This is a genomic window from Paraburkholderia sp. BR10872 (assembly GCF_040965835.1).
Lineage (GTDB): Bacteria > Pseudomonadota > Gammaproteobacteria > Burkholderiales > Burkholderiaceae > Paraburkholderia > Paraburkholderia nodosa_A.
This window is the reverse complement of record NZ_JBFRCN010000020.1, coordinates 52,952-70,681: the sequence shown is the minus strand read 5'-3', so window position 1 is coordinate 70,681 and position 17,730 is coordinate 52,952. Positions and strand designations below refer to the sequence as shown.

The following is a 17,730-nucleotide window of genomic DNA, read 5'->3' as shown; positions in this document are numbered from 1 at the left end:
CAAAAAAGCCACGAACTCACGTTCGTGGCTTTTTGTTATGCGGCGCGCATGAAGCTCAATGCGCTTCGCCAGGCTCCCCTGCCTGCTCGTTCTTCTCTTCGAAGAACGCCTGCACGACTTCGATCTCCCGGGTCCGCTTGAACGGCGGCAGACTTTGCCAGATACGTCGCCCATACGGCTTGTCGACGAGACGGGTGTCGCAAATCATCAACACACCGCGGTCGGTTTCCGCGCGAATCAGTCGCCCCGCACCCTGCTTGAGCGTGATCACCGCCTGCGGGAGCTGGTGGACCGCGAACGGGCTCAGACCTTTCTTCGCCAGCGCGTCAAGGCGCGCCGCCAGCACCGGATCGTCGGGCGGCGCGAACGGCAGCTTGTCGATGACCACGAGCGAGAGCGCGTCGCCGCGCACGTCGACCCCTTCCCAGAAGCTCTGGCTGCCCACGAGGATCGCATTGCCATAGGCGCGGAAGCGCTCGAGCAGCTCCGTGCGACTCGCGTCGCCCTGCACGAGCAGCGGCGTATTCCATCCACGCGCCTCGATCGTGTCGCGCAGCTTCTGGGCAATACGGTCGACGGCACGCAACGTCGTGCATAGCATGAAGACACCGCCGCCCGACGCCTCGATCGCAGGCAACGCCGCCTCGAACACGGCGTCGGTGAACTGCGGCGACGACGGCTGCGGCATGTTGCGCGGCACGTAAAGCAGCCCTTGCGTGGGATAGTCGAACGGGCTCGGCAGCGTCATCGAACGGCGCGAACTCAGGCCCATTTGCGCCGCGTAGTGCGTAAAGTCGCCACGCACCGAAAGCGTGGCCGACGTGAAGACCCACGTGCGCGGCACACCGGCGCGCTGCTTCGCGAAGATCGGCGCCACGGAGAGCGGGGTTTCGTGCAACTGCACCGTGTGCGAGAACACCTCGACCCAGCGGACCTTCTCGTCCGCGTCGTCGGTCGCGTGAGCGTTATCGCCTTGTCCGTCCGCGTCGGCCTCGTGTGTTTCGCGCGCTGGCGGGACGCCCTGCGGCGCGGTCCAGCCCGCGAGGATGCCCTGCAGCTCCCGCGCGCGGCGCAGGCAGGCACCAATCGATTCGGCGCGCTCGGCCTGCCCGGCGAGTGCCGTGGCAAGCGTGCCCAGTTCGGTCTGCAGCGCGTCGAGCGCATCGAAGAGCGGGTGATCCTCGGGCAACTGCGTAATCGACAGGCGCAGCGAGTCTTCCTTGAACGCGAGCCGCACGTCGCGCGCAGCACGCTCCAGCGCCGCGCCGAGCTTGACCCACTCTACCGCGTCGCGCGCGTGGCTCAGGCCTTCGGCCACGCAATCGCGCGCGAGCTCGAGGAACTGCGCCGTCGAGAGCGTTTCGCCGAAAAAGAGCGTTGCCGTTTCGGGCAGCTGGTGCGCTTCGTCGAAGATGATCGTATTCGCGCTCGGCAGCAGTTCGGCCATGCCGGTGTCGCGCAGCATGATGTCGGCGAAGAACAGATGGTGATTCACCACCACGATATCGGCCTGCTGCGCCTCGCGGCGCGCCTGCATCACGAAGCAGTCCTTGTAATGCGGGCACTCCTGGCCAAGACAGTTATCGCGCGTCGACGTGACCATCGACCAGACGGCCGCCGTCTCGGGCACGCTCGCGAGCTCGGCCTTGTCGCCCGAGCGCGTGATCTTCGCGAAGCGCACGATTTCCTGCAGATACGCGGTTTCCTGGCGCGACGGCAGCCGGCCGTTGTCGGCCGTGCGCTGCAGATAGTAGTGGCACAGATAGTTGGCGCGGCCCTTGAGCATCGCCACGCTCACGGGCACCGCGAGGGCGTCGCGCACCGTGGGGATGTCGCGCGCGAAGAGCTGGTCCTGCAAATGCTTCGTGCCCGTCGAGACGACCACCTTGCCGCCCCACAGCATGGCCGGCACGAGGTACGCATAGGTCTTGCCCGTGCCCGTGCCCGCCTCGACGATCAGCGTGTTGTCGCCGTTTTCGGCTGTGGCGCGCGCCGCTTCCCCGGCGGCGGGCTGCGCCGGCGCACCACGTTCGACCCGGCGCGCCGGGCGCGACTGAAGTTCGAACGCCGCAGGATCAGGCAGGGATTGCGCGGCGGCTTCCATCGCGGCCGCGACCGCGCGCGCCATTTCGATCTGCGCAGCGCGTGGGCGATAGCCGTCGATCTCGCGGGCGAGCAAGCCGTCGGCCGCGAAGAGCTCCTCGAGCTCGGCGGCGCGGCGTGCGCTCAACATGGGTGCAGCGGCTGTTTGCGCCGCGCGCGCGTCGGCCTCCGGCGCGCCGCCTTCGCGCGCGGGCCGGGAACGGGAAACGGTCGTTGAATTCAAGGCAAGCGGTTCCTGCTCGGTCCGGAACGGCGCAACGCGCCGACTGCCGCGCCCCGGCGCCTGCCAGGACCCGGAATCAGGCGTGCCCGTCCGAAGTCTTCGTTGAATCGGGGTCCAGCTGCAGTTGCAGCAGGAGGATGTTGTCCTTGACCTTGAGCTTGCGCTTCTTCAGCCTCTGCAGTTCGAGATCGTCATAGTCCGGGGTGTCGGACATCCTGTCTATCAGGCGGTCCAGATCGCCATGTTCCGATTCCAGTTGCAGAATGCGGTCACGAAGGACCTCGGTCTTGACTTCACGATGCTCGCGCATGCTCGCCTCCTCGACATATGCGGCGCGCGCTTGCGAAGGACGACGCGCCTGAGGTTGCAGTCCGGCTGAAAAAGCGTGCTACTCGTGCTACTGGTCCTGCTGTTCTTCCTGCTGCTGTTTTTCCTGCTGCTTCTGCTGTTCTTCTTGTTGCTGCTTTTGCTGCGCCTTCTCGGCCGCCTGTTTCTGACGCTCGGCGACATCGGCCTTGTGCTTCGCCGCGTCCTCCTGCTTCTGCTGGTAGCGCTGGGCCTTGTCGGCGCGCTCCTGAGCCTTTTGTTCGCCCTGGCGGCGCGCTTCGTCAAGCTGGTTCTGGTAGTTCGCCTGCTTCTGGTCGTACGCCGCCTGGTTCGCGTTGCGCTGCGATTGCTCGCCCTGACGCTGTGCCTGGGCCAGCGCATGCTGCCGCTGCTTTTCCTGATACGCCTGCTCGTTCGCCGCACGCTGCGGCGCTTCGGCCTGGCGCTGCGCCTGATCGAGCGCGTGTTGCTGCTGCTTCTGTTCGTACGCCTGCGCGCTGGCCGCTTCGTTGGCGGCGCGCTGCGGCGCATTGGCTGCGTCCTGCGCGCGCTGCAAGGCGGCCTGCTGGTCGCGCTGCTGCGCATGCGCGGCGCGCTTTTCGTCGTCGAGCGCCAGTTGCTCGCGGCGGATATCGGCCTGCACGACACGCATCTTGTCGCGCGCCTTGCCGATGCAATGATTCACAAAGAACGTGCTGTAGCAGTTGTGCTGCGCGACTGCAAACTGATAGTCGTTCTCCGCGGTACGACGGTCCAGCACCTGCTGCCGCGCGTCGAAGTCGCTCTGCTGCGACTGTTGCGCGCCGGCGGCCCCAGCCGCGTCGGACGCTGCGAGCGGCGCGTCGCCCGAAGGCGCCGGCTGCACCGGCGCCGTTGCCGCACCTTGCTGCTGCAGCGGCCCTGTCACCCCGACCGCCTGCGCAAGGGCCGGAACGCTCGCACCGAGGCTCAACGCGACGGCACAAATTGCCCCAAGAGCGGGGAACCGCCGCATGACGCCATGAGGCGTGCGAAACCGGGCAAGGGGCAAATCAGGGGAGAAGCGGGAGGTCGTCAACGTCTTCTGTGGGCAGCGGAACATGGGGGAAATTCTAACACCCCCCGGGTTGAGCGCTCGGCCATTTATGGCAAAATGCCCCGCTCCACCGGCCGGCGCAGGCACCCGGCGACGTGCCCTTTCGCACACCGGGCGCCTCGGGCGCTCGAGCCCGCACCGGCCGCCGGACCGCAAACCCGGACCGCAATCCGATCCTCGCAGGAATATCCAGACCCTATGACGGAAACCGTAGCACTCAAGATCGTCCAGCGTATCGCCACTGAACTGAGCGTGCAGCCGCGCCAGGTCGCAGCCGCCGTGCAGCTTCTCGACGAAGGCTCGACCGTTCCGTTCATCGCCCGTTACCGCAAGGAAGTCACGGGCAATCTCGACGATACGCAACTGCGTACGCTCGAAGAGCGCCTGCTTTATCTGCGCGAACTCGAAGACCGCCGCGCGGCGATCCTCGCGAGCATCGAGGAACAAGGCAAGCTCACCGACGAATTGCGCAGCGCCATCGAAGCGGCCGACAGCAAGCAGGTGCTCGAAGACCTCTATCTGCCCTACAAGCCCAAGCGCCGCACGCGCGCGCAGATCGCGCGCGAAGCCGGCCTGCAGCCGCTCGCCGACGCGCTGCTCGCGAACCCGCTGCTCGACCCGCAAACGGAAGCCGCACAGTACGTCGACGCCGAAAAGGGTGTCGCCGACGTCAAGGCTGCGCTCGACGGCGCGCGCGACATCCTCTCCGAGCAGTTCGGCGAAACGGCCGAGCTGCTGGGCAAGCTGCGTGACTGGCTGCACAACCAGGGCGTGGTGATGTCGAGCGTGGTCGAGGGCAAGGAAAACGAGGAAGGCGAGAAGTTCCGCGACTACTACGACTATTCCGAGACCATCAAGACCGTGCCGTCGCACCGCGCGCTCGCGCTGTTCCGCGGCCGCAACGCCGGTGTGCTGATGGTCAAGCTCGGCCTTGGCGGCGAGCTGGATGCGCAGGTGCCGCATCCGGGCGAAGCGATGATCGCACGCCACTTCGGCATCGCGAACCAGAATCGCCCGGCCGACAAATGGCTATCAGATGTCTGCCGCTGGTGCTGGCGCGTGAAGGTGCAGCCGCATATCGAAAACGAGCTGCTCACCCACCTGCGCGAGCAGGCGGAAAACGAAGCGATTCGCGTGTTCGCGCGCAATCTCAAGGATCTGCTGCTTGCCGCGCCGGCCGGCCCCAAGGCCGTGATCGGCCTCGATCCGGGCTTGCGCACGGGCGTGAAGGTCGCAGTGGTCGACCGCACGGGCAAGCTGCTCGCCACCGACACGATCTACCCGCACGAGCCGCGCCGCGACTGGGACGGCTCGCTCGCCAAGCTCGCGCGCATCGCCGCGCAGACGCAAGCGGAACTCATCAGCATCGGCAACGGCACGGCCTCGCGTGAAACCGACAAGCTCGCGAGCGAGCTGATTTCGAAGCATCCCGAACTGAAGCTGCAGAAGATCGTGGTTTCCGAAGCCGGTGCTTCGGTTTATTCGGCATCCGAACTGGCTGCAAAGGAATTCCCCGAGCTCGACGTGTCGCTGCGCGGGGCGGTTTCCATCGCGCGCCGTCTGCAGGACCCGCTCGCCGAACTCGTGAAGATCGAGCCGAAAGCGATTGGCGTGGGGCAGTACCAGCACGACGTGAACCAGCGCGAACTCGCACGCTCGCTCGACGCCGTGGTCGAGGACTGCGTGAACGCTGTGGGCGTCGACGCGAACACGGCCTCCGTCGCCCTGCTCGCGCGCGTGTCGGGCCTGAACTCGACGCTCGCGCGCAATATCGTCGATTACCGCGATGCGAACGGCCCGTTCCCCTCGCGCGAGCATCTGAAGAAGGTGCCGCGTCTGGGCGACAAGACCTTCGAGCAGGCCGCCGGTTTCCTGCGCATCAACGGCGGCGACAATCCGCTCGATCGCTCGTCGGTGCACCCGGAAGCGTACCCCGTCGTCGAACGCATGCTCGCGAAGATCAAGCGTACGATCGGCGACGTGCTCGGCAGCCGCGAAGCGCTTTCGGGCCTCGCGCCCACCGAGTTCGTGGATGAACGTTTCGGTCTGCCGACGGTGCGCGACATCCTGAGCGAACTGGAAAAGCCGGGCCGCGATCCGCGCCCCGAGTTCAAGACGGCGACGTTCCGCGACGGCGTCGAAAAGGTGTCCGACCTCGTGCCGGGCATGCTGCTCGAAGGCGTCGTGACGAATGTGGCCGCGTTCGGCGCATTCATCGACGTGGGCGTGCATCAGGACGGGCTCGTGCACGTCTCGGCCATGTCGACGAAGTTCATCAAGGACCCGCACGAAGTCGTCAAGGCCGGCCAGGTCGTGAAGGTGAAGGTGCTCGACGTCGACGTGAAGCGTCAGCGTATCGCGCTCACGATGCGTCTGGACGACGACCCCGCGAGCGCCGGCGCGTCGCGCAGCGGCGGCAGCGCGGGCCAGTCGGGCAACCGCGACAATCGCGGCGGCGGCAATCGCGATAACCGCGGCGGCCAGCGTTCGCGCGATGCGGAACCGGCAGGCGCGATGGCGGCGGCTTTCGCGAAGCTCAAGCAACGCTGATGTCCGCATGACGCAACGTGGGCCTCAACGGCTCACGTTGCGTGCGCAACAAAAAAAGGCACCCCGGGTGCCTTTTTTACTGGTCGAATCGACGCGGTCAGATTTCGATCTTCGTCCCGAGTTCGACCACGCGGTTCGCAGGAATACTGAAGAAGTCGGTGGGCTTCGCGGCGTTCTGATGCATCCACGCGAAGACACGCTCGCGGAAAATCGACATGCCCGGAAGCTGCGTCGGCACGACCGTCTCGCGTGCGAGGAAGAACGACGTGTCCATCATCTCGAACATCATGTTGTGCGTGCGCGAAATTTCGTCGAGCACGGCCTGCACGTCAGGCGTTTCGTTGAAGCCGTAATCGGCCTTCACGAGATAGAGCCCGCCGCCGATATCCTTGACCGTCACGCGCTCTGCGTCGCCCACATACGGAATGTCGCGAATCACGAACGTGAGGAAGATCGTGCGTTCGTGCAGCACCTTGTTGTGCTTGAGGTTGTGCAGCAGGCTCACCGGCACGAGCGATTCGCTGCCAGTGAGATAGATCGCCGTGCCCGAAACGCGATGCGGCGGATGCGCGAGCAGCCCCTGCAGGAAAGGCATGAGCGGAATGCCGTCGGCGGCCGTGCGATCCTTCACGATCATGCGGCCCTTGAACCAGGTCATCAGCAGGAAGAACAGCAGCGCGCCGATGCCGAGCGGCAGCCAGCCACCCTCCTCGACCTTCAGCAGGTTCGCGCCGAAGAAGCCCAGATCGACGGCCAGCAGCACCGTGATGATGCAGGTGACGAGCGCCTTGTTCCACTTCCACACTTTCGTCATCACGACGGCAACGAGCACCGTGGTGATCACCATCGTCGCGGTCACGGCGATACCGTATGCGGCCGCCAGATTGTCCGAACTCTTGAAGGCGACCACGATGCACAGAATGATGAAGAGCAGCATCCAGTTCACGACCGGCACGTAGATCTGGCCGATGGCGAGGTCCGACGTGTGCAGCACTTTCATGCGCGGCACGTAGCCAAGCAGAATGGCCTGGCTCGTCAGGGAATACGCGCCGGAGATCACGGCCTGCGAAGCGATCACGGTCGCCACCGTGGAAAGCACGACGAGCGGCAGCAAGGCCCATTGCGGCGCGAGCAGGAAGAATGGATTCGCGATCGCGCGATGGTTCTGCATCAGCAGCGCGCCCTGCCCAAAGTAGTTGAGCACGAGCGAGGGCATCACGAGCGCGTACCAGGCAAAGCGAATCGGCTTCGCGCCGAAGTGGCCCATGTCGGCGTAGAGCGCTTCCGCGCCGGTCAGCACCAGTACGACCGAGCCGAGCACCACGTAGGCCTGCAGCATGTGCGCGCCCATGAAACTGACCGCGTAATAAGGGCTGAGCGCCGCGATGACGCCAGGCGCCTGGACGATGCGCGAGACGCCGAGCACACCGATGGTGATGAACCAGAGCACCATGATCGGGCCGAACAGGCGGCCCACCAGCGCAGTGCCGTGCCGCTGGATCCAGAACAGCAGGATCAGGATCACCATCGTGAACGGCAGCACCAGATGCGAGAGCTTGGGCGCGGCGATTTCCAGGCCTTCCACCGCCGACATGACCGAGATCGCCGGCGTGATGACGGCATCGCCGTAGAACATGCACGCGCCGAAGATCCCCAAGGCCGTGAGCAGCGCAGCGGACCTGCTCTTGCGGCTGAACGAGCGCATGGCGAGCGCCATGAGCGCGAGCACGCCGCCCTCGCCGTTGTTGTCGGCGCGCATCACAAAAAGGACATATTTGACGCTCACGACGATCACGATCGCCCAGAACAGCAGGGAAATGACGCCGAGAATGGAAGTGTCGTTGAGCGGAATGCCGTGCGATGGGCTGAACGCCTCTTTCAGCGAATACAGCGGGCTCGTGCCGATGTCGCCGAACACCACGCCGATGGCCGCTACGGCGAGAGTAGGTAGCGGCTGCTTGGCCACGTGTGTGCTAGTTGTCATATACGCGGTAATCCGTTGCGAGGCGGAAAAAACGAGCGCTATTCTAAACCGGGCTGCGGCGGAAACCGAGCGGTCGTCGCGGCACTGCGACATCCCCCGATCCCCGCGCAGTTTAGCACCGGCCCCAGATGCCGTCTGCCCGCCTGCGCCGCCGCAGGCGAATCGGTGGGCGACGCACAAAAAAAACGGAGCCATGAAGGCTCCGTCGTTGGATCTGGCCGCCGCGGGTATGGGAACCCTGGCGGCGGCACAACCCCTGCTTTACTTCTGCGCGTCTTGCGCTCGCTGCAGACCACGCTTGATCCACGCACTGAGATTGTGCGGGCGCACCGTATCCCATTCCTCGAACGGCTGGTGGATCCACGGATTGGTCGGCAGATGCTGGACGAAATAGTCCGGCGTCACCTTCGAGCAGCCCTTGTACCAGAGCACCGCCGAGCGCACGCCGGTCACAGCCGGGTAGCGCTCCTTGAGGTGCTCCTGCACGCGTGCGAGCGTGACGCCCGAGTCGACGAGATCGTCGACGAGCAGCACGTTGCCTTCCAGGTGGCCGCGCGTCATCGTGATGTACTGCGCGATGTCGAGCTCGCCCTGCTCCGTGCCGGCGGCTTCGCGGTACGAGCTGGTCGCGAGGATTGCCAGCGGCAGGTCATAGATGCGCGAGAGCTGGTCGCCCACGCGCAGACCGCCGCGTGCGAGACACAGGATCTGGTCGAACTTCCAGCGCGACTCGTGCACCTTGAGCGCGAGCAATTCGATCAGCCGGTGATACTCGTCCCAGCCGACCCACAGGTTCTTTTCGTCGTTGCGCGGGTCCATCATTTGAATCATTTTTGCTTCTGCCTTCTTACCACTTAGACCTTGAACGGATGACGCAGCAGGATCGTTTCGTCGCGATCCGGGCCGGTCGAAACCATGTCGATCGGCACACCGGCGACTTCCTGCACGCGAGTGAGATACGCCTGCGCGCTCTTCGGCAGCGCGTCGAACTGCGTGATGCCGATGGTGCTTTCGTTCCAGCCTTCAAATGTTTCGTAGACCGGCTCGCACGCGGCCACCTGCGAGGCGCCGCGCGGGAGAATGTCCACGTCCTGGCCAGCCACCTTGTAGCCGACGCAGAGCTTCACTTCGTCGAGACCGTCGAGCACGTCGAGCTTCGTGATGCACAGACCCGTCACGCCGTTGATCTGGATCGAGCGGCGCAGCGCGGCGGCGTCGAGCCAGCCGGTGCGGCGCGGACGGCCGGTGACCGAACCGAATTCCTTGCCGACCTTCGCGAGCGTGAGGCCCACTTCTTCCTGGCGATCGGCGTTGTCGGCGTCGTACAGTTCGCTCGGGAACGGGCCCGAACCGACGCGCGTGCAGTATGCCTTGGTGATGCCGAGCACGTAGTTGAGCTTTTGCGGACCCACGCCCGCGCCAGCGGACGCCGCACCCGCGACGCAGTTGCTCGACGTGACGAACGGATAGGTGCCGTGGTCGATGTCGAGCAGCGTGCCTTGCGCGCCTTCGAACAGGAGGTTGCCGCCTTCGTGGTTCACGTCATACAGACGACGCGAGACGTCCGTGACCATCGGCTTCAGACGATCGGCGTACGAGAGCATCGTGTCGAGGGTTTGCTGATAGTCGACGGCCGGCGCGCCCAGGTACTGCGTAAGCACGAAGTTGTGGTAGTCGAGGTTCTCGCGCAGGCGCTCGGCGAAGGTTTCCGGCTCGAACAGGTCCTGCACGCGCAGACCGCGGCGTGCCACCTTGTCTTCGTAGGCCGGACCGATGCCGCGACCCGTCGTACCGATCTTCGCGGCGCCGCGCCTGGCTTCGCGCGCCTGGTCGATGGCGATGTGGTACGGCAGGATGAGCGTGGTGGCTTCAGAGATGAACAGACGCTTCTGGACGTCGATGCCCGCATCTTCGAGCTCGCCGATTTCCTTGAAGAGCGCTTCGGGCGAAAGCACCACGCCGTTGCCGATGTAGCAGGCGACGCCGGCGCGCATGATGCCCGACGGGATCAGCCGGAGAATGGTCTTCTTGCCGCCGATGATGAGCGTATGGCCGGCATTGTGACCGCCCTGGAAACGCACCACGCCTTGCGCGTGGTCCGTCAGCCAGTCGACGATCTTGCCCTTGCCCTCATCGCCCCATTGGGTGCCCACGACGACGACATTGCGCCCCGGGGTTACATTCACTGCGCTGGCAGACATGGTGTTTCGTTAGCTGGTTAAAAACGTATTCTACCTGGGTTCAGCGGCAAGGCCGCCTTTTTTTCCCGAAATTCGCGGAATTTCCTTTTGCACTCAACGGCATGCGCGATGCGAAGCGTGCTTTGGCGCGCTCGCGCGCAGGCTTGCCGGGCGGCGCGAATGGCCGCCCCGAGTGCGGTATCAGGCGTGCTTTTCGACGACCCAGACGCCGTCGCGCTCGACGAGCACGCGGTCGCAGGCGAACTCGTCCATGTCGTGCTCGTGACCCGGCAGCGCCTGGATCACGACCTCGCCTGCATCGCGCAGCGCGGCGACCGCGCTGCGCAGCGCCTCGTCATGGCGCCACGGCGCGAGGATCGCGCTGCTGCGCGCCTCGACCGGTGAAATACGCGCCACTTCGCGCAAATCAAGTGAGAAGCCGGTTGCCGCGCGGGCACGCCCATACACTTCGCCCACCTTGTCGTAACGGCCGCCGCGGGCGACGGCGTTCGGCACGCCGTCCACGTAGGCCGAGAACATCACGCCGCTGTGGTACGCGTAGCCGCCGAGATCCGCAAGGTCGATCATCAGCTCCGCACCCTCGATCTCGCGCACGAGGAACGCGAGGTCGTCGAGCGCACGAGCAATGCCCGGCAGCGCCGGCAGACGCGTGCGCGCCTCGTCGATCACGCTCTCGTCGCCGTAAAGCGACGGCAGCGCACGCAAGGCGTCGCGCGTGGCAGCGCCGAGGTTTTGCGTGAGTTCCGCGAGACGCGGCACGTCCTTGCCAGCGAGCGCTTCATACAAAGCATCGCCAAGCGCGGCCGCAGCGGGATCCGCTTCGAAGATCGCCGCGAGCACACCTGCGTGCGACAGGTCGAGGCGCACCTTCGCGAGGCCCGCGAGGCGCAGCGCATCGAGCATCAGCTGCTGGATTTCGAGGTCCGCTTCGAGGCCCGCGTGGCCGTAGATTTCCGCGCCGGTCTGGATCTGTTCGCGCGTGGCGTGCAGACCGCGCGGCAGCGTATGCAGCACGTTGCCGGCGTAGCACAGGCGCGTCACGCCCTGGCGGTTCAGGAGGTGCGCGTCGATGCGCGCGACCTGCGGCGTCATGTCGGCGCGCAGGCCGAGCGTGCGGCCCGAGAGCTGATCGACGAGCTTGAACGTGCGCAGGTTCAGGTCGCGCCCGCTGCCCACGAGCAGCGACTCGAGATACTCGAGCAACGGCGGCATGACCATCTCGTAGCCATAGGCGCGGAAACGGTCCAGCAGGCGACGGCGCAGCTCTTCGATCTTGCGCGCTTCGGACGGCAGCACGTCCGCAATATTCTCGGGGAGTAACCAGGTCGACATCGGTTGAGTCCTACCACAATGAGGGCCGCGCGCGGCCAAACGCCACGCGGCCCGATATTTCGGAATCCGTCAAAAACGCCAATCGCACACCGCCTCTGAGGGCGACTGCGGCACGAGGCCGTCAGGTCGCCAGCATCAGCAGGACGAGGCCGAGCCCCATCACGATGAGCCCACCGATCCTGATGTGATGCGGCGGCCGCTCCGCGATTTTACGGAATGTGTCACGCCACGCCGTCGGAAAGACGAACGGGAACATGCCCTCGATAATCAGCATCAGCGCGATCGCGAGCAAGAGGGAGCCAGCTATGTCCATGCGAAGAAATACGCCGCGCAGTGCGCGGCGCGTGTGTCTCGTTTTGTCTAGTGTTTGCGCGGGGTGGCGGAAGCGGGAGCGTTATCCCCGCTATTCGCGCCGCCGTTCGGACCACGCATGAAGCGGAAGAAGTCGCTCGACGAATCGACCACGATGACGTCGCCGGGCCGGAAGCTCTCGCGGTACGCGAGCATGCTCTGATAGAACCGGTAGAAGTCCGGGTCGCGCCCGAACGCCTCCGCGGCAATCGCGGCGGCCCGGCCGTCACCTTCGCCCTTGATCGCTTGCGCCTGAGCGTAGGCATCGGCCAGCACGCCCTGCTGCTTGCGCTGCGCGTCGTCCTTGATCTGCTGCGCTTCGGCCGCGCCCTTCTCGCGAATCTCGGCAGCAGCCTGCTCGCGTGCGGCGCTCATGCGCTTGAAGACCGTCTGCGCCAACTCCGGCGGGTAATCGACGCGCGTGAGTTCGATGGCGATCACGTCGATGCCGAGCGGCGCCGCGGTTTGCCTCAGCGCGTCGCGCGCGCCGCTGGCGATGGCTTCCTGCTGCGCGAGCGCCTCGGTGAGCGTGACTTTCGAAATCGCGTCGCCAAGCGCGTCGCGCGACAGCGAGGCGAGACGATCGGAAAGCGTCTGCGCATCGCCCCTGGTCGCCGCGAAGAGCTTGATTGGATCGGAAATGCGATAACGCACGACCGGGTTCACGAGCAGCTCGGTCTTGTCCGAGGTCGTGTAGCGGTCGGCGTCGGGCGCATCGAACGCCTGAATGCGCGTGTCGATGAACGTGACGGTCTGGAACGGCGGCGGCAGCTTCACATGCAGCCCCGGACCGGCGAGCGTGGCATTGGCCCCGCCCGACGAAGAAATGATGGCGACGTGGCGCGGATCGACCATGAAGACGGCCGACGACGCAACCAGCACGACAACCACGACGGCAACGACGAGCGCAATGATCTTGTTCATATTGGCGCGCCCCTTATTGCACGTCGCTTTCGCGGCCGCGCGAGCGGAACGCATCGCGCGAACGGAAGGCGTCGCTCGCGGCGGCTGCCGCGTCGCTGGCCGTAGTTGCGGGAGCCGCGCCCTGCTGCTGCGCGTCTTGCTGCTGGGCACCCGGTTGAGGCCCTGCCTGTGCACCCTGCTGTGGCTCGCTGCCGGCTGCCGGCGCGGAAGCCGCATTGGCGTCCGAAGCCGCGCCTGCCGTTGCCGCACCGGCGCCCGAGGCCGCAGCCGCACCCGTTGCGCCCGCCGCCACGGCGGCGCGCTGACGCGTCGTATCGACGAGCTTGTCGAGCGGCAGATAAATCACGTTGTTGCCCGACTTGCTGTCGACGAACACCTTCGTCGCATTCGAATAGATGTGTTGCATCGTCTCGAGATACATGCGCTCGCGAATCACAGCCGGCGCCTTCGCATACTGTTCGTAGACCTGCGTGAAGCGTTGCGCGTCGCCCTGCGCCTGCGAAACCACGCGCTCGCTATAAGCCTTCGCGTCGTCGACGAGACGCGCCGCCTCGGCCTGCGCGCGCGGCAGGAGCTGGTCGGCATAGGCCTGCGCGTCGCGCTTCGCGCGGTCGCGGTCCTGGCGCGCCTTGGCTTCGTCGTCGAGCGCGGCCTGCACCTGATCGGGCGCCGAGACGCTCTGGATCGCGACGCCGGTCACGCCGAGGCCCGTCTTGTACTCGTCGAGCGAGTGCTGGATCGTATCGGCAAGCTGGGCGCGAATCGGCTCGCGGTCCGCGTACAGCATGTCGTTCGTGCTGCGCGCGCCAACCACGGTGCGCACCGCCGCCTGAGCAGCCTGCGTCACGGTGAGGTCGGGATCGACGCTGCGGAACAGATAGTCGGTCGGCTGCTTGACCTGGTACTGCACGGTCAGGCGCACGTTGAGAATGTCGCCGTCATGCGTGATGACTGCAGCGTCCTTCACGTTTGCCGGACGCACGAGGTTGCTGCGGCCGATCTCGACGGTGCGGATCTGCCCGACATTGACGATTTCGTGAGTCTGGAACGGATACGGCATACGCCAGTGGACGCCCTGGCCAACCGTGTGGCGATACTGGCCGAACTGCAGCACGACGCCGGCCTGGCCTTCCTGCACGACGAAGACGCCGCTGCCCACGTAGATCGCAATGAGCACGCCGAGAACGATACCCACGCCGATGCGCGCGCCATGACCATTGTCCGGGCGCGGTCCGAAGCCGCCCGGGCCCTTGCCCTTGCGGCCGAAGAAAGCGGACACGCGGCGGTTGAAGTCGCGCCACATTTCGTCGAGATCCGGCGGACCGTCGCCCTTGTCGCCGTTGCCACCCTTGTTGCCGTTATTGCCCGGCGGGCGGCGCCCGTCGTCAGAACGCTGGCCATTGCCGTCGCCTCGACCCCAACGCGGGTCGTTCAACGAGAAAATGGCGCGCGCGCGCTGCCAGCCAGTCCGCTTGTTGTAATCGTTCACCTGTGTTCGTTCACCAGAGTAGACAGCGGGTCAATTGCGTGCGAATTCCGTCGGAGCCGCTGGGCCGGCCTTGCGTGCAAGACAGTGCCGGGCGCGCCTCAGCGCTCGTGTTCAGGTTCCCAGTGAGGTTCTTCCTGTACCGCGCTCCAGTCTGCGGCCAGGGACTGCGGCGCATCGGCAAGCGGCTCGGCAGTCGCGATTTCGGCGATGACGGAGCGCAGCGCATCCAGTCCGACACCTGTGCGGGCGCTCAAAAAGACGCGCGAAATATTACCATATTCATCACGCTCGACCGTTCCGCCGCGGGCCGCCAGTTCCGGCACGGCGTCGATCTTGTTGAAGACCAGCACCTGACGGATCGTGTCCGCGCCGATATCGTGCAGCACGCCGTTCACCTGATCGATCTGATCGAGGCGCACGGCGCTCGACGCGTCCACCACGTGCAGAAGCAGATCGGCCTGCACCGTTTCCTGCAGCGTCGCGCGAAACGCGGCGACGAGCTGGTGAGGCAGTTCGCGGATGAACCCGACCGTATCGGACAGCACGATCTGCCCCACTGCGTCGCCGAGCCAGACGCGCCGCGAAGTCGTGTCGAGCGTCGCAAACAGCTGGTCGGCGGCGTAGGCCTGCGCCTTCGTGAGCGCATTGAAGAGCGTGGACTTGCCCGCGTTCGTATAGCCTACGAGCGACACCGACATCGTGCGGTTGCGCTCGCGCTGACGCCGCTGCGTGCCGTGCTGGCGACGCAGCTTCGCAAGCTTGCCTTGCAGCATCTTGATGCGTTCGCCGATGAGCCGGCGGTCGGTTTCGAGCTGCGTTTCACCCGGACCGCGCAGGCCGATACCGCCCTTCTGGCGCTCGAGGTGAGTCCAGGCGCGCACGAGGCGCGTGGCGAGGTATTGCAGCTGCGCGAGTTCGACCTGCAGCTTGCCTTCGTGGCTGCGGGCGCGCTGGGCGAAGATATCTAGAATGAGGCTCGTGCGATCGACCACGCGGCGATTGAGCGCGCGCTCCAGATTACGTTGCTGGGCGGGCGACAGCGCGTGATTGAAGATGACGATTTCGATGTCGTTCGCCTCACAGGCGAGACGCAGTTCCTCGGCCTTGCCGCTGCCGATGAACATGGCGGCGTCGGGGCTGGAGCGTCGCCCGGTGAGCGTGACAGCGGGAGTGGCGCCCGCGCTTTTGGCGAGCAGGCTGAGTTCTTCGAGACTGGCTTCGAACTCGGTCTTGCCGAAGTCGATGCCGACGAGTGCGGCGTTGATCAAATTAGAGGATGTCAAAATGAAAGCGGCCGGACCAGAGCAGCCTGCGAGGCGCCCCGGGCCGGCCGCGTCATGGGTCAGGACGCTTCCGTATCCGGGTGGAAGTTCACCGGACGGGCCGGAACCACCGTGGAGATGGCGTGCTTGTAAACCATTTGCGTAACCGTATTACGGAGCAACACGACGTACTGGTCGAACGATTCGATGTTCCCTTGAAGCTTGATGCCGTTGACCAGATAGATCGAAACAGGCACGTGCTCCTTGCGCAGCGCGTTCAGAAACGGGTCTTGTAACAATTGCCCTTTGTTGCTCATAGCAAACTCCGTATTTTTTTGCAGGTTTAACTTATATTGGGATGAAGAAAAAGAAATCCACCACCAATCGCTACACTATAGCCGATTCTCGTTCCCCCGCGCGGTTCCTGGCGGTTCGGCCAGGAGGCCTTTGCGGGGTAGCGAACGCTATTCAGCAACAGCCTAGTTTTTCTCTGTATAGGGATTCGTCGAGGAGCGAAACTCTATGCGCAATGGAGTGCCGGTGAGCGAGAAAGTTTCCCGGAAGCGGTTCTCCAGATAGCGCTTGTAGGTCTCCGTCACGGCGTCGAGTGCGTTGCCGTGAATGACGATGATGGGCGGGTTCTGTCCCCCTTGGTGCGCGTAGCGCAGCTTCGGACGCACCGGGCCGCGGCGGCGCGGCTGCTGGAACTCCACAGCTTCGATGAGTGCGCGCGTGAGCTTCGGCGTCGGCAGTTTCGCCATGGCGGCGGCGTACGCGTCGTCGACCGAGCGCATCAGCGGGCCGATGCCGAACTTTTCAGTCGCCGAGATGAAGCGCATTTCCGCGAAGTCGAGGAACTTCAGCTTGCGCTGAAGGTGGTGCTTGGTGCGCTCGCGCGCGTGGTCGTCCATGCCGTCCCACTTGTTCACGCCCACCACGAGCGCGCGGCCCTGTTCCACCACGAAGCCCGCGATATGCGCGTCCTGGTCGGAGATTTCCTGCTGCGCATCGAGCAGCAGAATCACCACGTTGGCATCGGCGATCGACTGCAGCGTCTTCACCACCGAGAACTTTTCGATCGCTTCGAACACCTTGCCGCGGCGGCGTAGACCCGCCGTGTCGATCAGCGTGTACTTCTTGCCGTTGCGCTCGAAGTCCACATAGATCGAATCGCGCGTCGTGCCCGGCATGTCGAACGCGATTACGCGGTCTTCGCCGATCAGCGTGTTGACGAGCGTCGACTTGCCCACGTTCGGGCGGCCGACAATCGCGATCTTGACGCCGTGCTTCGCGGCGTCCTCTTCGCTCTCCTCGGGCTGGTCGGCGTACGCTTTTTCGAGCGCCTCATTGATCATTTCCGTCACGCCGTCGCCGTGCGCCGCGGAAATCGCGCGCGGGTCGCCGAGACCGAGTTCGTAGAAGTCGGCGGCCACAGCGCTGTACTTCATGCCTTCGGCCTTGTTGACGACGAGGAAGATCGGCCGGCCGGTCTTGCGCAGGTAGTCGGCGATGTGCTTGTCCTGCGGCGCGAGGCCATTGCGGCCGTCGCAGATGAACACGACGATATCGGCCTCTTCCACGGCCTGGCGCGTCTGGCGCGCCATCTCGTGCAGGATGCCGTCCTTCGCGACGGGCTCGAAGCCGCCGGTATCGACCACGAGATACGGGCGATCGCCCGTGCGCCCTTCACCGTAGTGACGGTCGCGCGTGAGGCCGGGCAGGTCGGCCACCAGCGCATCGCGCGAGCGCGTGAGCCGGTTGAACAGCGTGGATTTCCCCACATTGGGGCGCCCAACGAGGGCGATTACGGGTTTCATCTGATCTTTTCTACAGTAAGGCGCAGCGCCGGAGAGTCCGGCGCGCTGCGCGGCAAGTCCCGCGCCTGCGGGGCTGCATCAGTTGCAAATTA

Annotated in this window: 14 protein-coding genes; 1 reads left to right on the top strand and 13 read right to left on the bottom strand. The window is 65.2% G+C overall.

Going from position 1 to position 17,730, the window contains the following annotated elements; all coding sequences use genetic code 11:
* Positions 1–55: 55 nt before the first annotated feature.
* From AB4Y43_RS17580 to AB4Y43_RS17570, 3 genes are all read right to left on the bottom strand, one after another.
* The gene (locus AB4Y43_RS17580) at positions 56–2,326 is read right to left on the bottom strand and encodes an ATP-dependent DNA helicase (protein WP_069265563.1); all 2,271 of its coding nucleotides are present in this window, start codon (positions 2,324–2,326) and stop codon (positions 56–58) included.
* 76 nt (positions 2,327–2,402) lie between these two features.
* Positions 2,403–2,636 (bottom strand): DUF465 domain-containing protein, encoded by a 234-nt coding sequence (locus tag AB4Y43_RS17575; protein ID WP_028204122.1) that lies wholly within the window; start codon positions 2,634–2,636, stop codon positions 2,403–2,405.
* Between the two features lie 87 nt (positions 2,637–2,723).
* Positions 2,724–3,560: a colicin transporter gene (locus tag AB4Y43_RS17570; RefSeq protein ID WP_368605040.1), complete on the bottom strand. Its 837-nt coding sequence runs from the start codon at positions 3,558–3,560 to the stop codon at positions 2,724–2,726.
* Positions 3,561–3,926: 366 nt separating this feature from the next.
* Here AB4Y43_RS17570 and AB4Y43_RS17565 point away from each other — a divergent pair, with 366 nt between their 5' ends.
* Complete coding sequence (locus tag AB4Y43_RS17565) at positions 3,927–6,278, top strand: Tex family protein (RefSeq protein ID WP_368728411.1); 2,352 nt, start codon at positions 3,927–3,929, stop codon at positions 6,276–6,278.
* A 97-nt stretch (positions 6,279–6,375) separates the two neighbouring features.
* On the opposite strand, the gene AB4Y43_RS17560 is transcribed toward AB4Y43_RS17565, so the two are convergent.
* The 10 genes from AB4Y43_RS17560 to der form a co-directional block, all read right to left on the bottom strand.
* Positions 6,376–8,262, bottom strand: coding sequence for a potassium transporter Kup (locus tag AB4Y43_RS17560; RefSeq protein ID WP_368728410.1), 1,887 nt, complete (start codon positions 8,260–8,262; stop codon positions 6,376–6,378).
* Between the two features lie 261 nt (positions 8,263–8,523).
* Positions 8,524–9,093 carry a phosphoribosyltransferase gene (locus tag AB4Y43_RS17555; RefSeq protein ID WP_028204126.1) on the bottom strand — a complete coding sequence of 190 codons (570 nt, stop codon included), beginning with the start codon at positions 9,091–9,093 and terminating at the stop codon, positions 8,524–8,526.
* Between the two features lie 23 nt (positions 9,094–9,116).
* Positions 9,117–10,463 carry an adenylosuccinate synthase gene (locus AB4Y43_RS17550; RefSeq protein ID WP_069265559.1) on the bottom strand — a complete coding sequence of 449 codons (1,347 nt, stop codon included), beginning with the start codon at positions 10,461–10,463 and terminating at the stop codon, positions 9,117–9,119.
* Positions 10,464–10,643: 180 nt separating this feature from the next.
* On the bottom strand, positions 10,644–11,795 hold the full coding sequence (locus AB4Y43_RS17545) for an ATP phosphoribosyltransferase regulatory subunit (protein ID WP_342945874.1): 1,152 nt from the start codon (positions 11,793–11,795) through the stop codon (positions 10,644–10,646).
* Between the two features lie 121 nt (positions 11,796–11,916).
* The gene (locus AB4Y43_RS17540) at positions 11,917–12,108 is read right to left on the bottom strand and encodes a DUF2065 domain-containing protein (protein ID WP_028210024.1); all 192 of its coding nucleotides are present in this window, start codon (positions 12,106–12,108) and stop codon (positions 11,917–11,919) included.
* A gap of 47 nt (positions 12,109–12,155) precedes the next feature.
* Positions 12,156–13,070, bottom strand: a complete 915-nt coding sequence (gene hflC / locus AB4Y43_RS17535; protein ID WP_069265735.1) for a protease modulator HflC — start codon at positions 13,068–13,070, stop codon at positions 12,156–12,158.
* A 13-nt stretch (positions 13,071–13,083) separates the two neighbouring features.
* Positions 13,084–14,559, bottom strand: coding sequence for an FtsH protease activity modulator HflK (gene hflK / locus AB4Y43_RS17530; RefSeq protein ID WP_368728409.1), 1,476 nt, complete (start codon positions 14,557–14,559; stop codon positions 13,084–13,086).
* A gap of 98 nt (positions 14,560–14,657) precedes the next feature.
* Complete coding sequence (gene hflX / locus AB4Y43_RS17525) at positions 14,658–15,842, bottom strand: GTPase HflX (RefSeq protein ID WP_083245311.1); 1,185 nt, start codon at positions 15,840–15,842, stop codon at positions 14,658–14,660.
* A gap of 59 nt (positions 15,843–15,901) precedes the next feature.
* Positions 15,902–16,138 (bottom strand): RNA chaperone Hfq, encoded by a 237-nt coding sequence (gene hfq / locus AB4Y43_RS17520; protein WP_027793540.1) that lies wholly within the window; start codon positions 16,136–16,138, stop codon positions 15,902–15,904.
* Positions 16,139–16,300: 162 nt separating this feature from the next.
* Complete coding sequence (gene der, locus AB4Y43_RS17515) at positions 16,301–17,638, bottom strand: ribosome biogenesis GTPase Der (protein WP_324160615.1); 1,338 nt, start codon at positions 17,636–17,638, stop codon at positions 16,301–16,303.
* Between the last annotated feature and the right edge of the window lie 92 nt (positions 17,639–17,730).